Annotated in this window: 18 protein-coding genes and 1 tRNA gene; 7 read left to right on the top strand and 12 right to left on the bottom strand. The window is 69.0% G+C overall.

Going from position 1 to position 23,544, the window contains the following annotated elements:
* Positions 1-35 precede the first annotated feature (35 nt).
* The 3 genes from pheA to ABZ441_RS14275 all read left to right on the top strand — a co-directional run bounded on the left by pheA (position 36) and on the right by ABZ441_RS14275 (position 3,651).
* On the top strand, positions 36-971 hold the full coding sequence (gene pheA, locus ABZ441_RS14285; protein ID WP_358972607.1) for a prephenate dehydratase: 936 nt from the start codon (positions 36-38) through the stop codon (positions 969-971).
* A 590-nt stretch (positions 972-1,561) separates the two neighbouring features.
* Positions 1,562-2,839, top strand: coding sequence for a serine--tRNA ligase (gene serS / locus ABZ441_RS14280; protein WP_358972604.1), 1,278 nt, complete (start codon positions 1,562-1,564; stop codon positions 2,837-2,839).
* Positions 2,836-3,651, top strand: coding sequence for an HAD family hydrolase (locus tag ABZ441_RS14275; protein ID WP_358972601.1), 816 nt, complete (start codon positions 2,836-2,838; stop codon positions 3,649-3,651). The genes serS and ABZ441_RS14275 overlap by 4 nt, the downstream gene beginning before the upstream one ends.
* A gap of 58 nt (positions 3,652-3,709) precedes the next feature.
* Here the strand turns inward: ABZ441_RS14275 and ABZ441_RS14270 are convergent.
* The 6 genes from ABZ441_RS14270 to ABZ441_RS14245 form a co-directional block, all read right to left on the bottom strand.
* Positions 3,710-3,795: transfer RNA gene (locus ABZ441_RS14270), tRNA-Ser, on the bottom strand.
* A 252-nt stretch (positions 3,796-4,047) separates the two neighbouring features.
* Entirely contained in the window at positions 4,048-4,740 is a 693-nt protein-coding gene (locus ABZ441_RS14265; RefSeq protein ID WP_358972597.1) for a hypothetical protein, read from the bottom strand.
* 275 nt (positions 4,741-5,015) lie between these two features.
* Positions 5,016-5,735: an ABC transporter permease gene (locus tag ABZ441_RS14260; protein WP_358972594.1), complete on the bottom strand. Its 720-nt coding sequence runs from the start codon at positions 5,733-5,735 to the stop codon at positions 5,016-5,018.
* Between the two features lie 30 nt (positions 5,736-5,765).
* Positions 5,766-6,677: an ABC transporter ATP-binding protein gene (locus ABZ441_RS14255; RefSeq protein WP_358972591.1), complete on the bottom strand. Its 912-nt coding sequence runs from the start codon at positions 6,675-6,677 to the stop codon at positions 5,766-5,768.
* Positions 6,674-7,582, bottom strand: coding sequence for an ABC transporter permease (locus ABZ441_RS14250; RefSeq protein WP_358972588.1), 909 nt, complete (start codon positions 7,580-7,582; stop codon positions 6,674-6,676). Before ABZ441_RS14250 ends, ABZ441_RS14255 begins: the two co-directional genes overlap by 4 nt.
* Complete coding sequence (locus ABZ441_RS14245; RefSeq protein WP_358972847.1) at positions 7,572-8,585, bottom strand: ABC transporter ATP-binding protein; 1,014 nt, start codon at positions 8,583-8,585, stop codon at positions 7,572-7,574. Before ABZ441_RS14245 ends, ABZ441_RS14250 begins: the two co-directional genes overlap by 11 nt.
* Before the next feature lie 338 nt (positions 8,586-8,923).
* On the opposite strand from ABZ441_RS14245, the gene ABZ441_RS14240 reads away from it, so the two are divergent.
* Positions 8,924-10,705: an SDR family oxidoreductase gene (locus ABZ441_RS14240; RefSeq protein ID WP_358972585.1), complete on the top strand. Its 1,782-nt coding sequence runs from the start codon at positions 8,924-8,926 to the stop codon at positions 10,703-10,705.
* A 352-nt stretch (positions 10,706-11,057) separates the two neighbouring features.
* A complete protein-coding gene (locus ABZ441_RS14235; RefSeq protein ID WP_358972582.1) occupies positions 11,058-11,600 on the top strand; it encodes an RNA 2'-phosphotransferase in 543 nt (180 codons plus the stop codon).
* Between the two features lie 13 nt (positions 11,601-11,613).
* Here the strand turns inward: ABZ441_RS14235 and ABZ441_RS14230 are convergent, their stop codons facing one another.
* Positions 11,614-11,904: a hypothetical protein gene (locus ABZ441_RS14230; protein WP_358972579.1), complete on the bottom strand. Its 291-nt coding sequence runs from the start codon at positions 11,902-11,904 to the stop codon at positions 11,614-11,616.
* A 200-nt stretch (positions 11,905-12,104) separates the two neighbouring features.
* Between ABZ441_RS14230 and ABZ441_RS14225 the strand changes: the two genes are divergently transcribed.
* On the top strand, positions 12,105-13,016 hold the full coding sequence (locus tag ABZ441_RS14225; protein WP_358972576.1) for an LLM class flavin-dependent oxidoreductase: 912 nt from the start codon (positions 12,105-12,107) through the stop codon (positions 13,014-13,016).
* Between the two features lie 212 nt (positions 13,017-13,228).
* Positions 13,229-14,071, top strand: a complete 843-nt coding sequence (locus ABZ441_RS14220; RefSeq protein WP_358972573.1) for a Cof-type HAD-IIB family hydrolase — start codon at positions 13,229-13,231, stop codon at positions 14,069-14,071.
* Positions 14,072-14,234: 163 nt separating this feature from the next.
* Here the strand turns inward: ABZ441_RS14220 and ABZ441_RS14215 are convergent, their stop codons facing one another.
* The 5 genes from ABZ441_RS14215 to hisC form a co-directional block, all read right to left on the bottom strand.
* Entirely contained in the window at positions 14,235-15,941 is a 1,707-nt protein-coding gene (locus ABZ441_RS14215; RefSeq protein ID WP_358972570.1) for a GAF domain-containing protein, read from the bottom strand.
* Between the two features lie 59 nt (positions 15,942-16,000).
* Positions 16,001-19,555: a thiol reductant ABC exporter subunit CydD gene (cydD, locus tag ABZ441_RS14210; RefSeq protein WP_358972567.1), complete on the bottom strand. Its 3,555-nt coding sequence runs from the start codon at positions 19,553-19,555 to the stop codon at positions 16,001-16,003.
* 21 nt (positions 19,556-19,576) lie between these two features.
* A complete protein-coding gene (gene cydB / locus ABZ441_RS14205) occupies positions 19,577-20,587 on the bottom strand; it encodes a cytochrome d ubiquinol oxidase subunit II (protein WP_358972564.1) in 1,011 nt (336 codons plus the stop codon).
* A 19-nt stretch (positions 20,588-20,606) separates the two neighbouring features.
* Positions 20,607-22,115, bottom strand: coding sequence for a cytochrome ubiquinol oxidase subunit I (locus ABZ441_RS14200; protein ID WP_358972562.1), 1,509 nt, complete (start codon positions 22,113-22,115; stop codon positions 20,607-20,609).
* A 281-nt stretch (positions 22,116-22,396) separates the two neighbouring features.
* Positions 22,397-23,476: a histidinol-phosphate transaminase gene (gene hisC, locus ABZ441_RS14195; RefSeq protein ID WP_358972560.1), complete on the bottom strand. Its 1,080-nt coding sequence runs from the start codon at positions 23,474-23,476 to the stop codon at positions 22,397-22,399.
* Positions 23,477-23,544 lie beyond the last annotated feature (68 nt).

Below are 23,544 nucleotides of genomic sequence, written 5' to 3'. Positions count from 1 at the left end.
CACGGCCCTCTCCGTCGGGCTACTAGGGTGACCGTATGTCAGCCACGCGCTACGCCTATCTCGGTCCAGAGGGCACCTTCACCGAGGTCGCCCTCCGCACTCTCCCCGAAGCCGCCACCCGCGAGCTCGTCCCGATGGTCTCGGTACCGGCCGCGCTGGACGCGGTGCGCAGCGGAGAGGCCGCGGCAGCGCTCGTCCCCATCGAGAACTCCGTGGAGGGCGGGATCAGCACGACGCTCGACGAGCTGGCCTCGGGTGCTCCGCTGATGATCTACCGCGAAGTGCTGCTCTCCATCACGTTCGCACTGCTGGTGCGCCCCGGGACGAAGCTGGCCGACGTCAAGACCGTCACGGCCCATCCGGCCGCACAGCCGCAGGTACGCAACTGGATGGCCGCCCATCTGCCCCGAGCGGTGTGGGAGTCGGCGGCCTCCAACGCGGACGGTGCGCGGCTGGTCCAGGAGGGGCGGTACGACGCCGCTTTCGCCGGTGAGTTCGCCGCAGCGACCTACGGGCTGGAACCGCTGGTGACGGAGATCCACGACGCCGAGAACGCCCAGACCCGCTTCGTGCTGGTGGGACGACCGGCCAGGCCGTCCGCACCTACGGGAGCCGACAAGACCTCCGTCGTCATCTGGCTCGGCGACGACCGTCCGGGTGCCCTCCTCGAGCTGCTCCAGGAGTTCGCCGTCCGCGGGGTCAACCTGATGCTGATCCAGTCCAGGCCCACCGGGGAGGGGATCGGCAACTACTGCTTCGCCGTGGACGCGGAAGGGCACATCGCGGACCGCCGGGTCGGCGAGGCGCTGATGGGGCTGAAGCGGATCTGCCCGAATGTCCGGTTCCTCGGTTCGTACCCGCGCGCGGGAGTGACGCCCGAAGAGGTGAGCCCCCTGCGGATCGGGACGTCCGACACGGACTTCACCGAGGCGTCCGACTGGCTGGCCCGCAGCCAGGACGGCCGGGTCTGAGGGCTGCGGAGAGGGGCCGACAGCTTGCCCATCCGGTTCTGCCTGCAGATTCTCAGCCCACACAAAGTTATCCACAGGGCACCCCTCCGGGCTGGGGACAAGTCGACACCGCAACACGACATGGTCGACAAATCGCCCCAGTGACCACAGAGCCCTCGCGGAACGACAGGCCCCCCGTGTCGCCCGAATTCCGTTGATCAACTCATCAAGAAGGGCAATACCCACCCGAACGAGTGCGCGGATCGGGTTTGAGTCGCGAATCTCTGCCCCGGCATGCCGCTTTCGGAACGATCTCTCCCGGCATCCACAGATCTTCTTCACAGCCTGTGGATAACTAATTGAATCAATGGGCCCCTGTGGACAACACGCGCGCCCTCCGCCTCCAACTCCCCTCGCTTGCACCGGCGATGAGTCAAGAGGCAGGGGCGTTTGCGCCTTTTCGAGACATTGAGCCCCTTTTGTTGACGATCTCCACCCACTGGCAGGTACACGGATTCCTTCAGGGTTATCGATTCCGACAATTCAGGCAAAGCGCCACGCTCGTCGATATCGGTTCGAGTGGCGGATCCGCGCACCGGTAGCCTTGAGGGGTGATTGACCTTCGCCTGCTCCGTGAGGACCCCGACCGTGTTCGCGCCTCCCAGCGCGCCCGTGGAGAGGACGTCGCCCTCGTCGACGCCCTTCTCTCCGCCGATGAGCTGCGCAGGTCGTCCGGCGTCCGCTTCGACGAACTCCGCTCCGAGCAGAAGTCGCTCGGCAAGCTGATCCCCAAGGCCACCCCCGAGGAGCGCGCCGAGCTCCTCAAGAAGGCCGATCAGCTGAAGGCCGGGGTCAAGGCGGCCGACACCGCACAGGACGAGGCCGACGCCGAGGCCAAGCGACTGCTCCTGCAGCTCGGCAACATCGTCCACGAGGACGTGCCGGTCGGCGGCGAGGAGGACTTCGTCGTCCTGGAGACGCACGGAACCATCCGTGACTTCGGTGCGGAGGGCTTCGAGCCCAAGGACCACCTGGAGCTCGGCGAGGCCCTGGGCGCCATCGACATGGAGCGCGGTGCCAAGGTCTCCGGATCACGCTTCTACTACCTGACCGGCATCGGCGCGCTCCTCGAGCTGGCCCTGGTCAACGCCGCGATCGCGCAGGCGACCGAGGCCGGCTTCGTCCCCATGCTGACCCCGGCGCTGGTCCGCCCCCGCGCGATGGAGGGCACGGGCTTCCTCGGCCAGGCCGCGGAGAACGTGTACCACCTGGAGAAGGACGAGCTCTACCTCGTCGGCACCTCGGAAGTCCCCCTCGCGGCGTACCACATGGACGAGATCATCGACGCCGAGAAGCTGCCCCTGCGGTACGCCGGCTACTCCCCGTGCTTCCGCCGCGAGGCGGGCACGTACGGCAAGGACACCCGGGGCATCTTCCGTGTGCACCAGTTCGACAAGGTCGAGATGTTCTCGTACGTCGACCCCGCGGACGCCGAAGCCGAGCACCGCAGGCTCCTGGACTGGGAGAAGCAGTGGCTCACGGCCCTCGAGCTGCCGTTCCAGGTGATCGATGTCGCCACCGGTGACCTGGGGGCTTCGGCCTCGCGGAAGTTCGACTGCGAGGCGTGGATCCCCACCCAGGGCAAGTACCGCGAGCTGACCTCCGCGTCGAACTGCGACGGCTTCCAGGCCCGCAGGCTCTCCGTGCGTATGCGGGACGGCAAGAAGGTCCAGCCACTGGCGACGCTGAACGGCACCCTCTGCGCCGTGCCGCGCACAATCGTGGCGATCCTGGAGAATCATCAGCTGCCCGACGGTTCGGTGCGCGTGCCCGAGCTTCTCCGTCCGTACCTGGGCGGCCGCGAGCTGCTGGAGCCGGTCTCCAAGTGACGTTCCCGTACAAGCTCGTCGCGACCGATCTCGACGGCACCCTGCTGCGTGACGACCACACGGTCTCCGACCGCACCCGGGAGGCGCTGGCCGCTGCCACCGCGGCCGGCGCCGCGCACATCGTCGTCACGGGACGAGCGGTTCCGTGGACCCGGCACATTCTGGACGACCTCGGCTACGAGGGCCTCGCGGTGTGTGGTCAGGGCGCACAGGTCTACCACGCGGGCGAGCACAAGCTGCTGACCTCCCTCACCCTGGACCGGCAGCTGGCCGGACTCGCACTGTCCAAGATCGAGGCCGAGGTCGGCCCGCTCGCCCTCGCGGCGAGCCGGGACGGGCTCGACGGCGAAGTGCTGGTCGGGCCGGGTTACCGGGTCCAGGAAGGCCCCCTCCCCGCCCTCTACATGGACGACCCCGCCGAGATGTGGTCCGCTCCGCTGAACAAGGTCTACATCCAGCACCCGGAGCTCGACGACGACGCCCTGGCGAAGGCCGCGCAGCAGGCCGTCGGCAGCCTGGTGAACGTCGTCATGGCGGGTCCGGGGGTCGTGGAGATCCTGCCCCTGGGGCTGAGCAAGGCGACCGGCCTGTCGCTGGCCGCCCGCCGCCTGGGTCTCAGGGCGGCGGACACGCTGGCCTTCGGTGACATGCCGAACGACATCCCGATGTTCGGCTGGGCACAGCACGGCGTCGCCATGGCCAACGCGCATGAAGACCTGAAGGCCGTGGCGCACGAGATCACCGCGTCGAACGAGCACGACGGCATCGCGATCGTGCTGGAGGAGCTGCTCCGGACGGTCCCGCGCGCCTAGAGCGCACGAGACGCTTCCGGTACCGGCCACCGCTGTTCCGGCGACGGCTCGCTGTGTGCGGAGGATGCGCGGATCGAACGCGCGCGGGGGGACGCCCCGACGACGGCTCAGCAAGCCGCTGCCTCACCACTCGGCCAATCCTCCGGGAGGTGGCCGCGCGAAGCGCTGAGGGGCCACCCGGGGGTCATGCTGCGGCGGCGCCGGGCAGCTGATGAAGCTACCGGGGCGCCGGCTGCGGACCACCCTGCAGGGAACTCGACGGACTCGTACCACTGGTCATCGCCGCGCTCCTCTCCCGGTCCTCGCGGACGCCGCTGTGCGCGCCGTCCCCTTCACTGTGCCCGAGGCCGTCGCCCGGGACCACCCATTTTCTGCGGGGTGGCCCCGGGCCAATCCTCAGCCGTCCGTGCGGCGGCTCAGATCCCGCAGCCGCTGCGAGAGATCGTCCATCCGCGCATCGAGCCGGACGACGTCCCGCGAGACGTCGGTGAGCCGGAGGCTGATCGCGCCGACGACCTGATGCGTGACGTCAAGCTTCCTGTCGAGCGAGTCCAGCCGTTGCGACATCCGCCCCAGCACGGGGCCGAGCTCCTGGAGCGCGCTTCCCACGCCGAGGAGGCAGCCCTCGATCCGGGTGACCCGCCGTTCGAGAGAGACGTACGACGCCCGAAGGTCGTCCTCGGCGTCGAGCAGATGGGTCCGAACGCTGCGAGCGATGTCGCTGTCGCGAAGAAGCATGGCGACGTTGAGGATGGTCCTGCGGGTGTACAGCCGCAGCTGCGTACTCGCCTGTGGATAACTTTCGGTCCCCTCACCCTTCCATAGCGACAGCATGTCGCTATGGAAGGTGCGCAGCTCAGCCCCTCGCAGCACCTTCATTCCGTTGTCGACCAACTCCGGCTGGTGCCGGTCGGTCAGCCGCCTGACCGAGGCTGTGGATACTTCGAAGTAGCGAGCCACATCCTCTGTGCGAAGGTGAATTCCGTCGGGGAGCATGACAAGGCTCTTGACCTTGTCCAGGGCTTCGACGCGCCCCATCCGCTCGCCCCGGAGAGCACGGGATTCGAGCAGGGCGACTTCGGTGGGCATGGGTGTGCCTTTCGTGCGCGGGAACGGCAAGAACGGCCCTCTCCCCGGGCTGCGGGGGTGGAGGGCGCTCACGGTTGCCACTTGCTCGATGACCGGTCGGCGGGCGCTGCCTCACCGATGCCGGCATTCCCCGAATTCACGAAAGCTCGACGCCACGGATTCCAGTTGCCTCCACGCGTCCTGTACAACGAGCCGATAAGCGCACCGTCACGCGGGCTGCTCGCCCACATGGAACAACCCCCGCCCGAGGGGCGGGGGTTGCACGGCGTCGGTTCTCACTCCTCGCCGGCGAGCTTCAGCGCCCGCAGCTTCTGACCCGCGTACCACGTGGCCACGACCGTGACACCGACCAGCAGGACGGTGGCGAGCGGCAGGCCCACGTCCGAGGTGACCATGCCCTCCCCGGCGACCTTCTCGGCGACCGACAGGGACCACTGCTGCACGCTGAGCGTCCTGGCCCCCGGCACCAGACTGCCGAAGAGCGCTTCCCACACCAGCGCGTAGACCAGGCCGAAGACCACCGCGTGCCTGCTGACCGTTCCGAGCAGCAGGAACAGCGCGCTGTACGCGATCGAGGCGACCAGGGCCGCGATCGTGTAGGCCACGGCGATCTGCCCGCCGTTGCCGTTGAGGATGAAGCCCGCGATCAGCGTGGGCAGCGCCGAGAAGAGCATCGTCACGGCGACTGCGACGATCAGCTTGGTGAAGATGATCGTGGGCCGCTTCACCGGCTTGGCCAGCAGATAGACGATCGAGCCGTCATCGATCTCGGGCCCGATGGCACCGGTGCCCGCGATGACGCCGATGAGCGGGACCATCGTGGCGATGGCGAACCCGCCCAGCACACCGGAGGCCACACCGTCATCGGCACCGGCGAACGCCCGCACCGCGACGGCGATGGCCACCAGCAGCACCGGCAGGACGAACAGGATGGCGGCCCGGCGCCTGCCGAGCAGGGCCCGGTAGGTGAGCCGGGCGACTGTGGGGTCGTACATGACGCTTCACAGCTCCTTTCAGGCCACTACTCAGGCCGCTACGAGATAGGAAAAGACCGATTCGAGGGACTCGTCGGACGGGGAGACGGTGAGCAACCGGATGCCGTGTTCCCGCGCGACCTTCGGCAGCAGCGTGGTGAAGCGACCGAAGTCGACCGCCTGGATGCGCAGCGCCCGGTCCGTCACGTCGACCTCGATCCCCGCCGTCGAGGGGTCGGCGATGAGCGCCGCGGCGAGCGCACGGTCGTCGCTGGACCGGACGAGGTAGCGGTGCGGCCGGTCCGTCATCAGCCGGCGGATCTTCCGGAAGTCACCGGACGCGGCGTGGCGGCCCGCCACGATCACCTCGATGTGCGAGGCGAGCTGCTCGACCTCCTCCAGGATGTGGGAGGAGAAGAGCACCGTGCGGCCTTCCGCGCCCATCCGTCGCAGCAGCTCCATGAGCTGCATCCGCTGCCGCGGGTCCATGCCGTTGAAAGGCTCGTCGAGGAGCAGGACCGAGGGGTCGTGGACCAGCGCGGACGCCATCTTCACCCGCTGGCGCATGCCCTTGCTGTACGTCGAGATCTTGCGGTCCTGCGCGTACTCCATCTCGACCGTGGCCAGGGCCTTGTGTGCGGCCGCGTCGCCCAGTCCGTGCAACTCGGCATTGGCGACGACGAACTCGCGGCCGGTCAGGAAGTCGTACATGCCCTCCCGCTCCGGCACGATCCCGATGGCCCTGTAGACCGCTTCGTTGCGCCAGATCCGTGTGCCGTCGAGCGTGACCTTGCCGGTCGAAGGCGCCAGGAACCCGGCCATCATGTTGATCAGCGTGGACTTGCCCGCTCCGTTGGGGCCGAGCAGCCCGGTGACTCCGGGACCCACGGTCATGCTCACGTCGTTGACGGCGACCACGTTGCCGAACCAGCGGGAGGTGTGGTCGATCTCGATGGTGGTCACAGCCCGACCCTCCGGTAGCGGCGCATCAGTACGGCGTACGAGCCGGCGACGAGCGCGAGAACAACGATCAGATAGACCACGCCGGCGGCGGCCCCGGGTCCTTCACCACCGGGGAAGGCGGAGGAGGCACCGAGGAACGCGGTCTGCACCCCGTCGATCAGCGTGATCGGAGAGAACAGCCCCAGCCATGTGACGGCACCGGCCGAGTCCGTCTGCCAGGCGATCGCCTGGACCGTGGACACCGCGCCGTAGGTGATGGTCAGGACGGCGATCACCGCGGCGACCCCGAATCCGCGTCGCGGTGTCAGGGCGGCGACGACCAGACCCAGCCCGGCGAAGAGCACGGAGAGCAGTGCCACGGAGACCAGCCCCTGCCCGAAGCCCTTGGTCTGGTCGGCGAAGTCGAACTTCGCGAGCAGCGAGCCCGCGTAGAGGATGACGAGGGGCAGCCCGGTGAGGATGAGCAGCGCCGACGCCATGGCCGCGAACTTCGCGAGCACGTAGTCGACCCGCTCGATCGGGCGCGAGAAGTACAGGGGCACACTCTTGAAGCGAAGGTCCCTGGACACGGACTGCGGGGCCTGGGAGGCGATGAAGAGCCCGATCACGGCCTGCAGGTAGATGGCGAAGTCCGTGTACTTGATGGGGAGCTTCGTCATGTTGGGCGTGGCGATGGCGACCGCGACGAGGATCAGCGCCACGAGGCACATCACCCCGCACAGGAGCATCGGCAGCACCTTCGACTTGGCGGACCGGCCGAGCCCGAACGAGCCCCGCAGGGACTGCGAGTAGAGCGAGCGCCGGGCGTACGCCCGGCCCAGCCGGGCACCTTCGTAGGAGCGGTATCCGATGTTGTGGATGCGGGAGCTGTCGCTCCCGGCCACGGTTGTGGTCTCAGTGTTCATCCCGACCGCTCCCCTTCTCCTGCCCGGCACCGGCTGTCGCGGCCGCAGCCGCCTGGGGCGCCTCCTGGGCGCGGAAGACCTCGGCGATGCGGTGACGTCGCTGTTCCATCCGGATGAGCCCCAGCCCGAGCTGGGCGACACTGTCGCGGACCAGGTCGTAGGTCTCTTCGCCCGTCGCCTCCACCAGGAGGATGTGACCCGCTCCCGGCAGCCCTTCGGCGTCGAGTCCGTCGTGCCCCACGAGCTTCGTCCCGGCCCCGGTGAGGACCTTGCGCAGGGCGTCCGTGCCGTCGGGGTGGGCATCGCTGTCGGTCACCTCGACCGCGAGCGTCGTGGTGGTCCTCGTGAAGTCGCTGGTCGAGCTGGACCGCAGCAGGGCGCCGCCGTCGATGACGACGACGTGGTCACAGGTCCGCTCGAGTTCTCCCAGGAGGTGGGAGGTGACCAGCACGGAGATGCCGAAATCGGTGTGGACGCGGCGGATCAGACCGAGCATCTCGTCGCGCCCGACCGGGTCCAGTCCGTTGGTCGGCTCGTCGAGAAGGACCAGCTTCGGGTCGTGGACCAGAGCCTGGGCCAGCTTGACCCGTTGCTTCATACCGGTCGAGTAACCGCCGATCGGACGGTAGCGCTCCTCGTAGAGGCCGACGTGCCGCAGGGTGTCCGCGGTGCGCTCACGCGCCGCGGTCGGCGGCAGTCCGGACATCCGCGCCATGTGGACGACGAACTCGGTCGCCGAGACGTCGGGCGGCAGGCAGTCGTGCTCGGGCATGTACCCGACCTGCTCCCGGATCGCGGCGCCCTCGGTGGCGACATCGAGCCCGAGCACCGCGGCCCGGCCTTCGGTGGCGGGGGACAGACCCAGCAGGATCTTGATCAACGTGGACTTGCCGGCCCCGTTGGAACCCACCAGGCCGGTTACGCCCGGTCCGATGTCCAAGGAGAGCCGGTCAAGCGCGGTCACCCTCGGGAACCGCTTGCTCAGGCTTTCGGTTGCGATCACAGTCACGTCTTCGAAGGTAACGGCGCGCACCGACAGGAGTCGTCAGACCAGACGGTTGTATCGGCGTCCGACTCGAGGCGTACGGACCCGTAGGGGGACCCCACGAGGGAGGAGACCGCGGCCGGGAGGCCCGCGAGGCGCCGCCGGGGGGGGCGGGCCGCGGGGCCGGCTCGTACGCGTGCGGGGCCGAACGGCCACAGTTCCCGCGCGGGCTTGTCCACATGGCGTTGTCCACAGGTGCGGGCCATCCCTTGACGCGGCCGCGGGTCGGTTGCCACATTCAGCGGTGTCACGTTACGGACGCGTACCGCAACGCCGGCACTGGACGAGGAGGCGGCGTGGAGCTGCGAAGCGCGCGTGAGCGCTGGGTGCGTACGGGCGGGATCGAATTGTGCGTCGCCGAGTTGGGCGATGCGTCACAGCCGACGATCGTGCTGGTGCACGGCTATCCGGACAGCAAGGAGGTCTGGTCCGAGGTCGCCGGACGGCTGGCGGAGCGATGGCATGTGGTGCTCTACGACGTCCGCGGGCACGGCAGGTCGACGGCACCCGAGCCGCTGCGCGGCGGCTTCACGCTGGAGAAGCTGACCGACGACTTCCTCGCCGTCGTGGACGCCGTGAGCCCGGAGCGGCCCGTCCATGTGGTCGGCCACGACTGGGGGTCGGTCCAGTCCTGGGAATTCGCGACGGTGGAGCGCACCCGGGGCCGCATCGCCTCGTTCACGTCGATGTCGGGCCCGTCCCTCGACCACTTCGGGCACTGGATCAAAGGGCGGCTGACCCACCCGAGCCCACGTCGCGTGGGACAGCTGCTCGGTCAGGGTGCCAAGTCCTGGTACGTGTACGCCCTGCACACGCCCGTTCTGCCCGAGATGGCCTGGCGCGGCGTACTCGGCAGGCAATGGCCACGCATCCTGCAGCGGATGGAAAAGGTGCCCGCGGACGGGTATCCGACGACCTCACTGCCACAGGACGCGGCGCACGGAGCCTGGCTCTACCGTGACAACGTCCGGGCCCGCCTGCGTCGGCCGCGCCCGGACGCGCATGCTCATGTGCCGGTGCAGTTGATCACGCCGACCGGCGACGCCTTCCTTTCTCCGTCCCTCTACGACGAACTGGAGCGGTGGGTGCCCCGATTGGTGCGCCGCGCTCTCCCGGCGAAGCACTGGGTCCCGCGCACGAGGCCGGACCAGTTGTCGGCCTGGATCAGCGAGTTCGTCGAAGGCGGCGAGACCGGCGGAGCGGATGATTCCACCGGACCCGCTGCATCCGTCGCACCGGTCAAGGGCGCCCACGCCCAGCGTTTCGGCGCCCAGTTGGTGCTGGTGACGGGCGCAGCAGCAGGCATCGGGCGCGCCACCGCGATGGCCTTCGCGGAAGCGGGAGCGCGGGTCGTTGCCGTGGACCGCGACGCGGAGGGCGTTGCCCGGACGGCGGCGACCGCCCGACTGATCGGCGCACCCACCGCGTGGGGTGAGGTGGTGGACGTCGGGGACGAACAGGCCATGGAGAAGCTCGCGGAGAAGGTGGCCGCCGAGTTGGGCGTCGTGGACGTACTGGTCAACAACGCCGGTATCGGACTGGCGGGTTCCTTCCTCGACACGACGAGCGAGGACTGGCGAAACGTTCTCGATGTCAATCTGTGGGGAGTCATCCACGGCTGTCGGGTCTTCGGCAGGCAGATGGCCGACCGAGGTCAGGGTGGCCATATCGTCAACGTCGCGTCTGCGGCCGCCTACCAGCCGTCACGTGCACTGCCGGCGTACAGCACGTCCAAGGCGGCCGTTCTGATGCTCAGCGAGTGCCTGCGCGCGGAACTGGCCGACCGGTCGATCGGGGTCAGCGCGATATGCCCGGGCCTCATCAACACCGGGATCACCGGAACGGCACACTTCGCCGGAGCCGACGAGGCGGAGGAACAGCGCCTTCGCAGGCGGGCGGCCCAGCTGTACGAGCGCCGCAACTACCCTGCGGAGAAAGTCGCTCGGGCGATTCTCGATGCCGTGGTGCACAACCGGGCGGTGGTGCCGGTGACGCCTGAGGCTCATGGTGCGCGGCTGCTGTCGCGGATCAGTCCTCGGATCCTACGAGGCGTCGCTCGACTGAGGCCGCCGCTCTGACCGGCGTCGTGATGATGCCTGTCTGTGACGTCAACACAACCATGCAGGTGACCTGTTGGCGTCGTCCGGCAGCGCCTTGCAACTAACAAGGCCCGTAGGTAGCGGACTTCGTCACAGGCCCTCGTACGTAACGCTTTTGGGCGATGAAGGGTTCCGCAAGGCCACAAGAGCCACTAATTGAACGCCACTTGAGCAAAGCGGTTATTTGGCCAATCAGTTGTCCACAGGATCGCCAATACTCCTGTGGATAAGTCGAGTTGGTTGTGGATCAAACCTGTCCTCAGCAACAAGTGCTCAAAACCTGGTGGAAATCGAGGTGCACCGGAAGACGCGACGCGGGCACCCTGGCGGGATGGACGAACAACGCACCGTCAAGGTGTCCAAGTACCTTTCGAAGCATCTGCGGCACGAACCCGACAGGATCGGGCTCAGTCTCGACCCCCACGGATGGGTGTCCGTCGACGAGTTGCTGCGTGCCTGCGCACAGCACGCGTTTCCGATCACCCGAGGCGAACTCGACCACGTCGTGACGTCCAACGACAAACGACGCTTCGCCGTGGAGGGCGGACGGATCCGAGCGAACCAAGGGCACTCCGTGACCGTGGACCTCGGCCTGCCCCGGGCCGAACCGCCCGCGTACCTCTACCACGGCACCGTGGCACGTGTGCTGGACGCCGTCCGCGCCGAGGGGCTCCGGCCCATGAACCGTCACCATGTCCACCTCTCGGCCGACCGCGAGACCGCGGTCCGGGTGGGCGCCAGGCGCGGCGTGCCGGTCGTCCTCGCCGTCGACGCGGGCGCCATGCACCGGGCAGGTCACCACTTCCACGTCAGCGCCAACGGGGTATGGCTCACCGACTCCGTACCGGCGCTCTACCTACGCCTGCGCGGATGACGCGCCCCGGCGATCAGCGCTCCATGCCACCGAGGCCGGTACGCAGGTCGTCCAGGTTCATGACGGGCCGCAGGTCGATCTTGGAACCCGCCTGGAACAGCGGCTCCAGGAGCGGGGGCATCCGGGCGGGGTCCTGCATGTCGAACACCATCAGGCAGCCGCGTTGACCGTTCTGGAGGGTGAAGTACGCCGCTTCGGGCTTGAGCTGCTCGACGATCCCCTCGATCATCTTGGACATCGTCCCGTCGGCTGCCGCCCTGTTCGACGTCTCGGTGTCCATCTGTGCGGTGAGCAACATCCTCATGACGACTCAGTCCTTCCGGAGAACCGCGCCCGGTGCCGTGCACACGCGCGGGCGGGACCGGCCGGGTTCCTCTCCAGCGTCGCCCCGGCTCCGCCCCCCGGCAACCACTGCCACCCGTTCCCGGCAGCGATCCCGCCGTGGTTCGCACCGTTTGCCGGTGGCCGACGGCGCCACGGCGTCGTCGCCGTAGAGTCGTGGCCATGACCTCCTCCCGTCGACTGAGCACCGTGATCCTGCCCATCCGCCGCTGGCACGACGGCGGCCGACCGCTGTGGGTACGCGCCGAGGAGCTGGGATTCCACGCCGCGTACACCTACGACCACCTGGCCTGGCGGACCTTCCGCGACGGCCCGTGGTTCGGAGCCGTACCGACGCTGACGGCAGCGGCCGCGGCCACCGAGCGGCTGCGCCTGGGCACGCTCGTCACCTCACCCAACTTCCGGCACCCGGTGACGCTCGCCAAGGACCTCATCACCCTGGACGACGTCTCCGACGGACGGATCACGCTCGGCATCGGTGCCGGCGGCAACGGCTTCGACGCGACCACACTGCGCGGGAGCGGCGAGGAGCCGTGGACACCACGTGAACGCGCCGACCACTTCGACGAGTTCGTCCCGCTGCTCGACCGGCTGCTCCGGGAGCCCTCCGTGACGCAGGAGGGCCCGTTCTACGCCGCGAACGAGGCCCGGAACATCCCCGGCTGTGTACAGCGCCCGCGGCTGCCCTTCGCGGTTGCCGCGACCGGGCCGCGCGGACTCGGGCTCGCAGCGCGGTACGGCCAGGGGTGGGTGACCACGGGTGATCCGAAGTTGTTCGGGACCGGCAGCCCTGAGGAGTCCGTGGCAGCCATCCGCGGCCAGATCGCCCGGCTCGGTGCGGCCTGCGAGGAAACCGGCCGGGACGTGACGGAGCTGGACAAGATCCTGCTCACCGGCTTCACCCCGGGCCGCCCCCTGCAGTCCTTCGACGCGTTCGTGGATTTCGCGGGAACGCACTTCGACCTCGGTTTCACCGAGATCGTCGTCCACTGGCCGGTGCCGGACTCCGACTTCGCCCAGGACCAGGACGTGTTCGAACGCATCGCCACCGAGGCGCTGTCCCAGCTCAGCTGACCTCCGTCGGCAGCCGGACGGTGCGCAACGGCCCTGCGTCCGACGACACGGCGAGGACGGGCTGCCGCTCCGGGGTGCACCGTATCCGGCCCGGGAGGCGCTCGGGGCGCCGTCGGCATATGCCTCTGTCAGGTTCCGCAGCTCAGGGACTCGCTTACTCAGATGGGCGCCCCTCTGCACGCCCGTGCGACTCTGTACGGGAGAATGAGCAGGTGACCTCAGCTACCGACTCGCCCCTGCCTGCCGTGACCCGGCTGATCGCCACCGATCTGGACGGCACGCTCCTGCGCGACGACAAGACCTTGTCGGACCGTACGATCGCCGCCCTGGCAGCAGCCGCAGAGGCCGGAATCGAAGTCTTCTTCGTCACCGGAAGGCCCGCCCGCTGGATGGACGTCGTCAGCCCCTACGTGCAGGGCCACGGCATGGCGATCTGCGCGAACGGGGCCGCTGTCGCCGATCTCCGCGACGGCCGGCTGCTCAGCGTCCATCCGCTGGACCGCGAGATCGCACTGAGCGTGGTCGATGCTCTGCGCGAGGCCGCCCCCGGGGTGTCGTTCGCCGTCGAACTGGCCACCGGCATCCACTACGAGCCCGCCTACCCCCCGTTCCACATGGACCCGGGTGCCACGGTCGCCGTCGCGGAGAAGCTCCTCCACGAGGAAGCCACGGGCACCGGTACGCCGGTCCTCAAGGTCCTCGCCCACCACCCCGAGCTGGCTCCGGACGCCTTCCTCGCGCTGGCCCGCGAACTCGCGGGACGTAAGGCTTCGTTCACCCGGTCCAGCCCCACCGCGCTCCTGGAGATCAGCGGCCTCGGGGTCTCCAAGGCCCGCACGCTGGCGGCCTGCTGCGCGGAGCGCGGGATCGCTCCGGACGAGGTGGTCGCGTTCGGGGACATGCCCAACGACGTGGAGATGCTGAGCTGGGCCGGTGCCTCGTTCGCCATGGGGAACGCCCACCCGGCCGCTGTGGCCGCGGCGTCCGGAGTGACGCTGACGAACGACCAGGACGGTGTCGCGGTCGTCATCGAGCGGATCCTCACCGCCCGCTGAACCGCCAGCGCTGCACCGCACGCTGGAGCGGCCCGCCGAGGCCGTTCACCGAGGTCGTTCCATACGGTCGTTCACCGAGGTCGACAACTGAGGCCGCCCGGGCCTTCCCGGGCCGCACACCGAAACGCACTCCGAGCCGACGCGTCCTGGGGGCACCGTGCCGTCAGAGCGGGACCTGCCAGGTCACCGTCGTACCGCTGCCGCCCTCCCCGTCCCCCGGCCCGAACCAGCTCTCGCCGCCCAGCGACTCGGCGCGCCTGGCAAGGTTGCGCAGTCCGCTGCGCCGCCCGCCGTCCGGGATCCCCACCCCGTCGTCCGTGACCGTCAGCCGTACCGCGTCGCGCCCGTCGGGCAGTACGGCGGTCGCGTCCACCCTCACCTCGACGCGTGACGCTCCAGCGTGACGGAACGTGTTGGACAGCGCCTCACGCAGAGCCGCGATGAGGTTCTTGCCCGGGAGCTCCCCCACCAGTGAGTCGACAGGGCCGAAGAATCGGTGCGAGGGCATGAACCCCAGCGGCACCGCCGCCATGTTGATCTCCCGCAGCACTCGGGTCCGCAGCCCGGCGGGCGCCTCCTCCGGTTCGTGCTGCAGCGCGAAGATGGCTGTACGGATCTCCTGAATGGTCACGTCCAGTTCGTCGACGGCCCGCCCGATGCCGGCCTGCACTGCGGAAACCGGAGAGCGCCGCTGAGCACCCTCCAGCATGATCCCGGTGGCGAACAGACGCTGGATGACGAGGTCGTGGAGGTCGCGGGCGATGCGGTCCCGGTCCTCGTACACGGCAAGCCTCTCCCGGTCACGCTGGGCCTCGGCCAGTTTCAGGGCCAGTGCGGCCTGCGCGGCGAAGTGGGTGGCGAGCAGCCGTTCCGCCCGGGTGAACGGCCTGGCACCCCGGGCCCGGGGGATGGAGAGCGCCCCGAGCACCCGCCCCCCACTGCGCAGGGGGAGCAGCACGTGCGGGCCGAACTGACCGGCCAGCCTGGTGATCATGCGGGGGTCGGCCACCGGGTCCTCCAGGTACACCTCCTCGCCCCTCAGCAGCGCAGCGACCACGGGGCTCTTCGGCGGGATGATCACTCCGAGGGAGGCGGACGGTCTGTCTCCGGCGACGGCGACGATCTCAAGACCTCCCCCCGCGGCCGGGAGCAGCACGATGCCGGCCGCGGCGTCGGCGAGGCGGCGTGCCTGTTCGGCGACGACGGCGAGCGCCTCGTCGGCGTCCCCGCCCGAGAGCAGAGCGGTGGTGACAGCCACCGAGCCCTCGATCCACTGCTCCCGCTGCCGGGCGGCCTCATAGGTCCGAGCGTGTCCGATGGCGATCCCGGCCTCCGTGGCCAGCACGCGCAGAATGTGCAGCTCGTCATCGCCGAATGCGCCGCCGCCCTGCTTCTCCGTCACGTAGAGATTGCCGAAGATCCTCCCCTGGACCCGGATCGGGACCCCGAGGAAGGTGCGCATCCTCGGATGCGCGGCCGGGAAACCGGCGAAACGCGGATCGGCCTCCAGATCCTCCAGCCGAATGGACACGCCGTCCTTGATCAGTGCGCCCAGGAGTCCGGTGTGCCCGTCGGGCGAGCGGCCGATCGCCCGGGCGGTCTCCTCCGGTACCCCGTGAGTGATGAAGTCGCTGAGGCTCTCACCGGGTTTCTCGACGACGCCGATGGCCGCATAGCGGGCATGGGCGAGCTCCGCCGCGGTCTCGCAGATGCGCTCAAGGGTCGAGTGGAGTTCCAGCCCCGTGCCGACGGACCTCGTCGCTTTCAGCAGCTGCGGAACGCGTGCGGTCAACTCCGCGGAAAGCCCTCGCAGGCTTCCCGCGGTCTGCTGCGCGGCTCCGGGCGAGTCCTTCGGATCCTGCTGAGGCATGACCTGAGCCTAATTAATACCGAATGTTCCGGAAAGTTGGATCTTGGGCCTCCGTGTCCTCAGGCCCGTGCCCACGACGCCGCGGCCGGACGCATCTGCTCCGGCTCGGCGCCCGCCGGGTCCTGCTCACGCTCGAGCATCCGACGCAGCGGACCGTCGTGGGCGGCGAGCGCGGCGTACGGGCCCTGCTGCACGACCCGGCCGGCGTCCAGCACCAGGATCTCGTCGACCGCCTCGAGACCGGCCAGGCGATGGGTGATCAGCAGAGTCGTACGCCCTCGAGTGGCCGCCAGCAGATCAGCGGTCAGCGCGTCCGCCGTCGCCAGGTCGAGGTGCTCCGCGGGCTCGTCGAGGACGAGTACGGGGAAGTCGGCGAGGAGCGCACGGGCGAGCGCCAGGCGCTGCCTCTGACCGCCCGACAACCGGGCCCCGTGTTCACCCACCAGCGTGTCGAGGCCGTCCGGAAGTGACTGGACCCAGTCCAGAAGCCGGGCACCGGCAAGTGCCTCCCTCAGCAGGTCGTCCGTCGCACCGGTGCGGGCGAGCCGCAGGTTCTCGCGGATGGAGCTGTCGAAGACGTGGGCGTCCTGGGCGCACAGCCCGACGAAGGTGCGGACCGTGTCCCCGTCCAGCGAGGAAGCTTCGACACCTCCGAGACGGTACGTCCCATCCCGGGGATCCAGGAAGCGGAGGAGGACCTGTGCCAGCGTGGTCTTGCCCGAACCGGACGGTCCCACGACAGCCACGCGCTTGCCGGCGTGCAGTGTCAGACCGACGGAATGCAGGGCATCGCGTTCCGCGCCCTCGTACCGGGCCGACAGACCTCGCACGTCGAGCGGGAAGGGCGAAGCCGGCGCCTCGGGCGGTGCGACAGGCTCCTCGACCGGTACAGAGGCGTCCAGCACCTCGAAGACCCGGTCGGCGCTCCGCTCGACCCGCTGTCGGTACTGCACCGCGAGCGGCAGCCCCGTCACCGCCTCGAAGGCGGCGAGGGGGGTGAGCACGACGACGGCGAGCTCGATGCCCGCCAACCGTCCGTCGTACACGGCGGGCAGCGCGACGATCGCCGCAGCCACGACGGTCAGCCCGCAGATCAGGGCGGACAGCCCCCCGCCGAGCGCCGTCGCGGTCGCGGCGCGCGACGCGATCCGGGTGAGGAGGGCGTCCGCCGTGCGCACCTGTTCCCTACGGGACGGCAGTGCGCCCGCGACAGCCAGCTCGGCCGTCCCGCCGAGAAGGTCGGTGACCCGGACGGCCAGCGCGGCCCTCGCGGGTGCCAGTTGGCGCTCGGCACGACGGGAGCACGCCCCGCTCAGCCACGGCACGCCCACTCCCGCGAGAAGCAGCCCGGCGGCCAGGACGGCACCTGCCTCCGGAAGCATCCAGCCGATGAAGGCGACCGACCCCGCCCCCACCGCGACGGCGGTTCCCACGGGCAGCAGCCAGCGCAGCCAGTAGTCCTGCAGGGCGTCGACGTCGGCGACGAGCCGGGACAGCAGGTCGCCCCGCCGCGTGGCCCGAAGGCCGGCGGGCGCTATGCGCTCCAGCCCTCGATAGACGGACACCCTGAGCTCGGCGAGCATCCTGAGCACGGCGTCGTGGGACACCAGCCGCTCCGCGTAGCGGAAGACGGCCCGGCCGATACCGAACGCCCGGGTCGCGGTGACCGCGACCATCAGATACAGCACCGGGGGCTGCTCGGAGGCGCGTGAGATCAGCCATCCGGAGACGGCCATGAGTCCGACCGACGACCCCACGGCGAGACTGCCCAGCAGCAGGGCCAGCCCCAGCTTCCCGTGCTGGGAACCGGCGGCCTCCCGGACCCGCGTGAGCACGCGGCCGCCGGCCCCCGAAACGGTGTCCTTGAGCAGCGCGGACTCCCCCGCACCGAGCCGCCGGGGGCTGTCCCGAACACCTGGAGCGACAGGACCGGGAGCCGTCCCAGCGTCCGGCTCCGCACGCAGAGGCAGCGCACCGCACGGCCCCTGCTCGAGCGCCACCACCCGGTCCGCGACCGAGAGCAGCGCCGGCCGGTGCACGACCAGCAGCACGGTACGTCCCACGGCCAGCCTTCGCACCGCCTCGACGATGCCCGCCTCCGTCTCGCCGTCCAGGCTCGCCGTAGGTTCGTCCAGCAGCAGCAGAGGCCGGTCGGCGAGAAAAGCCCGCGCCAGCGCCAGCCGCTGCCGCTGCCCCGCGGAGAGCCCCGCACCGTCCTCGCCCAACACGGTCCTGGCGCCGCCCGGCAACGCGTCGACGAACTCCAGCGCCCCTGCGTCCCGGAGCGCGGCCATGACCGACGCATCGTCCGCGTCCGGGCGGGCCAGTCGTACGTTCTCCGCGATCGTCCCGGCGAAGAGGTGAGGGCGCTGCGGAACCCAGGCGATCTGCTCACGCCAGCGTTCGGGGGAGAGGTCCGACAGCTGGGTACCGCCGACCCTTACCCACCCCTCGTCGGGCGTGGTGAATCCCAGCACCACGCCGAGGAGCGTGGACTTACCGATGCCGCTGGGACCGACCAGGGCCACCGTCTCCCCCGGCTCGACCACGAGGGATGCGGCATCCAGGGAGGGCTCGATCCGGCCCGGGTGCCGCACCGTCACCCCCTGAAGCTCCAGCCGCAGCGACTGCGGCACCTCCTGGGTACCGCCGGCCGCGGGCTCGGTCTCCAGTACGGCGAAGATCTCCTCGGCTGCCGAGAGCCCCTCGGCAGCCGCGTGGTACTGCGCGCCGACCTGGCGGATGGGCAGATAGGCCTCCGGCGCCAGGATGAGTACCACCAGCCCCGTGTAGAGGTCGAGTTCCCCGTGGACGAGCCGCATTCCGATCGTCACCGCCACCAGGGCCACGGAGAGAGTCGCCAGCAGTTCCAGGGCGAAGGAGGAGAGGAAGGCGATCCGGAGGGTCTTCAGCGTGGCCCGGCGGTACTCCGAGGTGATACTGCGGATCGATTCGGCCTGAGCCTTGGCCCGCCCGAAGACCTTCAGCGTCGGCAGCCCGGCGACCACGTCGAGAAAATGCCCTGAGAGCCGTGACAGCAGCTGCCACTGACGGTCCATCCGGGACTGGGTGGCCCATCCGATGAGAATCATGAAGAGCGGAATCAGCGGCAGCGTCACGACGATGATCGCCGCTGAGACCCAGTCCTCTGTGACGATCCGGGCCAGCACCGCCACCGGAACGACGACTGCGAGTCCGAGCTGCGGGAGGTAGCGCGAGAAGTAGTCGTCAAGTGCGTCGACGCCCCGGGTGGCGAGAGCTGTCAGCGACCCGGTGCGCTGCCCGCTCAGCCAGTCCGGCCCCAGGTCCGAAGCCCGTTCCATGAGGCGGCCGCGCAGTTCGGACTTGACCGCGGAGCTGGCCCGGTAGGCGGCCAGTTCGGTGAGCCAGGCCACGAACGCGCGTCCCAGAGCGACAGCGGCGAGCAGGAGCAGTGGTGTGCGGAGCCCGGCAACGGTCAGCCCGTCCTCGAATCCGCCCACCACCACTTCGGCCACGAGCATGGCCTGGGCGATGACCAGTGCGGCTCCGACCACGCCCAGCGCCACCACGGCCGCCAGGAAGAACCGGGTGGCTCGGGCGTACCGGAGCAGACGAGGGTCGATCGGTTTCACGTGAAACAGCTCCCTGGGGAGTCAGGACGACTGGTGCGTATCGGCGATGTGGTGCGTGCCGATGCGCTTCCGGAACACCCAGTACGTCCACCCCTGGTACAGCAGCACCACCGGGGTGGCGATGCCGGCGCACCAGGTCATGATCTTGAGGGTGTACGGACTGGAGGAGGCGTTGGAGACCGTGAGGTTCCAGGCGTCGTTCAGCGACGACGGCATGACGTTCGGGAAGAGCGTCAGGAAGAGCATCGCGACCGCCGCCGCGATGGTCACCCCGGAGAAGGCGAAGGACCAGCCCTCACGTCCCGCCGCGATGGCGCCGATGGACACGACCAGTGACAGGACAGCGATGATCATCGCTGCCAGGCTCCAGCCGTTGCCGTTGTCCGCCTGGGTCCAGAGGAGGAAGCCCAGCGCGAGGACCGCGGTGGCCAGGCCCAGCTTGAGGGCCAGCCCGCGTGCACGCTTCCTGATGTCACCGACGGTCTTGAGCGCGGCGAACACCGCTCCGTGGAAGGTGAAGAGGAACAGCGTGACCAGCCCGCCCAGGACGGCGTACGGGTTGAGCAGGTCCCAGAGGTTGCCGACGTACTCCATATCGGCATCGATCTTCACGCCGCGGACGATGTTCCCGAAGGCCACGCCCCAGAGGACGGCCGGGATCAGCGAACTCCAGAAGATCGCGTGCTCCCAGTTGGTCTGCCAGCGCTCCTCGGGCCGCTTCGCCCGGTACTCGAACGCCACCCCCCGCACGATCAGGCAGAGCAGGATGACCAGCAGAGGCAGGTAGAAACCGGAGAACAGGGTGGCGTACCACTCGGGGAAGGCCGCGAAGGTCGCGCCGCCCGCGCTGAGCAGCCACACCTCGTTCCCGTCCCAGACCGGCCCGATCGTATTGATCAGCACCCGGCGCTCCTTGCGGTCACGGGCCAGCAGCTTGGTGAGGACCCCGATACCGAAGTCGAAGCCCTCCAGGAAGAAATAGCCGGTCCACAGAACGGCGATGAGCACGAACCAGACGTCGTGGAGTTCCATCTCTCAGCTCCGCTTGATCTCAGTAGGAGAAGGCCATGGGCCGGTCGGCGTCCTGATCGTGACCGCCGATCCGGGTGGGCGGGTTGAGGTCGGCCTCGGTGAGTTCGGGCGGTCCGGCCTTGACGTACTTGAGGAGGAGCTTGACCTCGATGACGGCGAGCACCGCGTAGAGCGCCGTGAAGCCGATCATGGAGGTGAGGACCTCCCCCTGCGAGACCCCTGGTGAGACCGCGTCGCGGGTCTGGAACACCCCGTACACGACCCAGGGCTGGCGGCCCATCTCGGTGAAGATCCAGCCCCAGGAATTGGCGATCAGGGGGAAGAGCATGGTCCACAACGCGGTGATCCAGTAGAGCTTCGCGAGCTTCGGGCTCAGCACCTTGTTCCTGAACAGGACCAGATTCGGCACCTCGTCCTCGCCGGTGCGCAGGGCCGGCGGCAGCAGGAACTTCCGTCGCGTCAGCCAGAGCCCCAGCAGACCGAGTCCGAAGGACGCCATACCGAAGCCGATCATCCAGCGGAAGCTCCAGAAGGCGACCGGGATGTTGGGCCGGTAGTCGCCGGGCCCGTAGGTCTCCTGCAACTCCTCGTTGATGTCGTTGATGCCCGGGACGTACGAGGTGAAGGTGTTGTCCGCGAGGAAGGAGAGCACCCCGGGGATGGAGACCTCCACGTCGTTGTGCCCTTCGGCGACGTCACCGACCGCGAAGAGGGAGAAGGGCGCACCGTCCTCGCCCTCCCACAGGGCCTCCGCCGCTGCCATCTTCATCGGCTGCTGCTTGAACATCACCTTGCCGAGCGTGTCCCCGCTGACCGCGGTGAGCATGCCCGCGGCCACCACCGTGACCAGCCCGACCCGCAGGGAGGTGCGCATCACCCGGATGTGCTTGCCGCGGGCCAGGTGGAAGGCGGAGATGCCGACCATGAAGGCGCCGCCGACGAGGAAGGCCGCCGTGATGGTGTGGAAGAACTGGGTGAGCGCGGTGTCCTGGGTGAGCACCTTCCAGAAGTCGGTGAGCTCGGCACGGCCGCGTTCCTCGTTGATCCGGTAACCGACCGGGTGCTGCATCCAGGAGTTGGCGGCCAGGATGAAGAACGTCGAGAGGATCGTGCCTATGGACACCATCCATATGCAGGCGAGATGGATCTTCTTCGGCAGCTTGTCCCAGCCGAAGATCCACAGGCCGATGAAGGTGGACTCGAAGAAGAACGCGATCAGCGCCTCGAAGGCGAGCGGGGCGCCGAAGACGTCACCGACGAACCGCGAGTAGTCAGACCAGTTCATGCCGAACTGGAACTCCTGGACGATGCCGGTGACCACGCCCATGGCGATGTTGATCAGAAACAGCTTGCCCCAGAACTTGGTCGCCCTGAGGTACTTCTCGTTGTCCGTGCGCACCCAGGCGGTCTGCAGGCCGGCTGTGAGCGCGGCGAGAGAGATCGTCAGGGGGACGAACAGGAAGTGGTAGACGGTGGTGATGCCGAACTGCCATCGCGCCAGAGTCTCTGGTGCCAGAGCCAGGTCCACGACTCTTCTCCTTACGTCGCCGTGATCACAGCCGCAGATTGCCCGGTCAATCCACCCGATCAAGGGAGGAAACGGGGCGCGCTTGTGAACGCGTTCACATTCACAAGCATTATGGCGCACATGTCTTCGAACGTTTCGAGTGGGGGGTGCTTTCCGGCCGATCCTGCCGACCCGCCCGAAACCGGACAGGTGCGAGAAGCCGGTCCGGGCACGAAAAGAACGGTGGCCCCGGACCTCGGTGATCGAGGTCCGGGGCCACCGAAGGCCCGTCGGCCGCGCCGCTACTTCTCCTGGTGGAAGGACTCCGCCACCTTCAGGAACACGTCGTTGGCCTCTGCCTCCCCGATCGTGACCCGCACACCCTCACCGGCGAAGGGCCGCACGACCACGCCCGCCCGCTCGCAGACCCCGGCGAAATCGAGAGTGCGGTCCCCGAGCCGCAGCCACACGAAGTTCGCCTGGGACTCCGGAACGGTCCAGCCCTGCCGCACCAGCCCGTCGTACACCCGGGCACGCTCGCCGACCAGCGATCCCACCCGCCCCAGCAGCTCGTCCTCGGCACGCAGCGAGGCGACTGCCGCGTCCTGGGCGACCTGGCTGACACCGAAGGGGACGGCCGTCTTGCGCAGGGCCGCCGCCACGGGCTCGTGCGCCACCGCGAAGCCGATGCGCAGGCCCGCGAGGCCGTACGCCTTGGAGAAGGTCCGGAGCACCGCGACATTGGGCCGGTCACGGTAGATCTCGATGCCGTCCGGCACATCGGCGTCCCGGATGAACTCCTTGTACGCCTCGTCGAGCACGACCAGGACATCGTCCGGGACACGGTCCAGGAACCGCTCCAGCTCCGCCCGGCGCACGACGGTTCCGGTCGGGTTGTTCGGATTGCAGACGAAGATCATCCGGGTCCGTTCGGTGACCGCCCCGGCCATGGCGTCGAGATCGTGCACCTCGCCGGTGGTCAGCGGCACCTTGACCGACGTCGCACCGCTGATCTGCGTGATGATCGGGTACGCCTCGAACGACCGCCAGGCGTAGATGACCTCGTCACCCGGGCCCGAGGTGGCCTGGAGCAGCTGCTGGGCGACACCGACCGAGCCCGTACCCGTGGCCAGGTGGGACACGGGCACACCGAACCGCTCGGCCAGCTCGTTCATCAGACCGGTGCAGGCCATGTCCGGATACCGGTTGAACGCCGCAGCCGCGGAGAGCACCGAATCCATGACTCCGGGCAACGGGGGATACGGGTTCTCGTTGGAGGACAGCTTGAAGGCGACCGGTCCCTCCGCGGACGCCGGCTTGCCCGGCACATACGCAGGGACGCCGTCCAGCTCGGCGCGCAGCTTGGGGCTCTTCTCGCTCACCGCAGGTCCTCCTCGACCATCCGTACACATCAATACTGCTCACCTTATGAGGATTGGGCACCTGTGCG

This window comes from Streptomyces sp. NPDC005752 (assembly GCF_040630715.1).
In the GTDB taxonomy this organism is placed as follows: domain Bacteria; phylum Actinomycetota; class Actinomycetes; order Streptomycetales; family Streptomycetaceae; genus Streptomyces.
The sequence above is the reverse complement of the archived record's forward strand: the minus strand, read 5'-3'. Positions and strand labels throughout refer to the sequence as shown.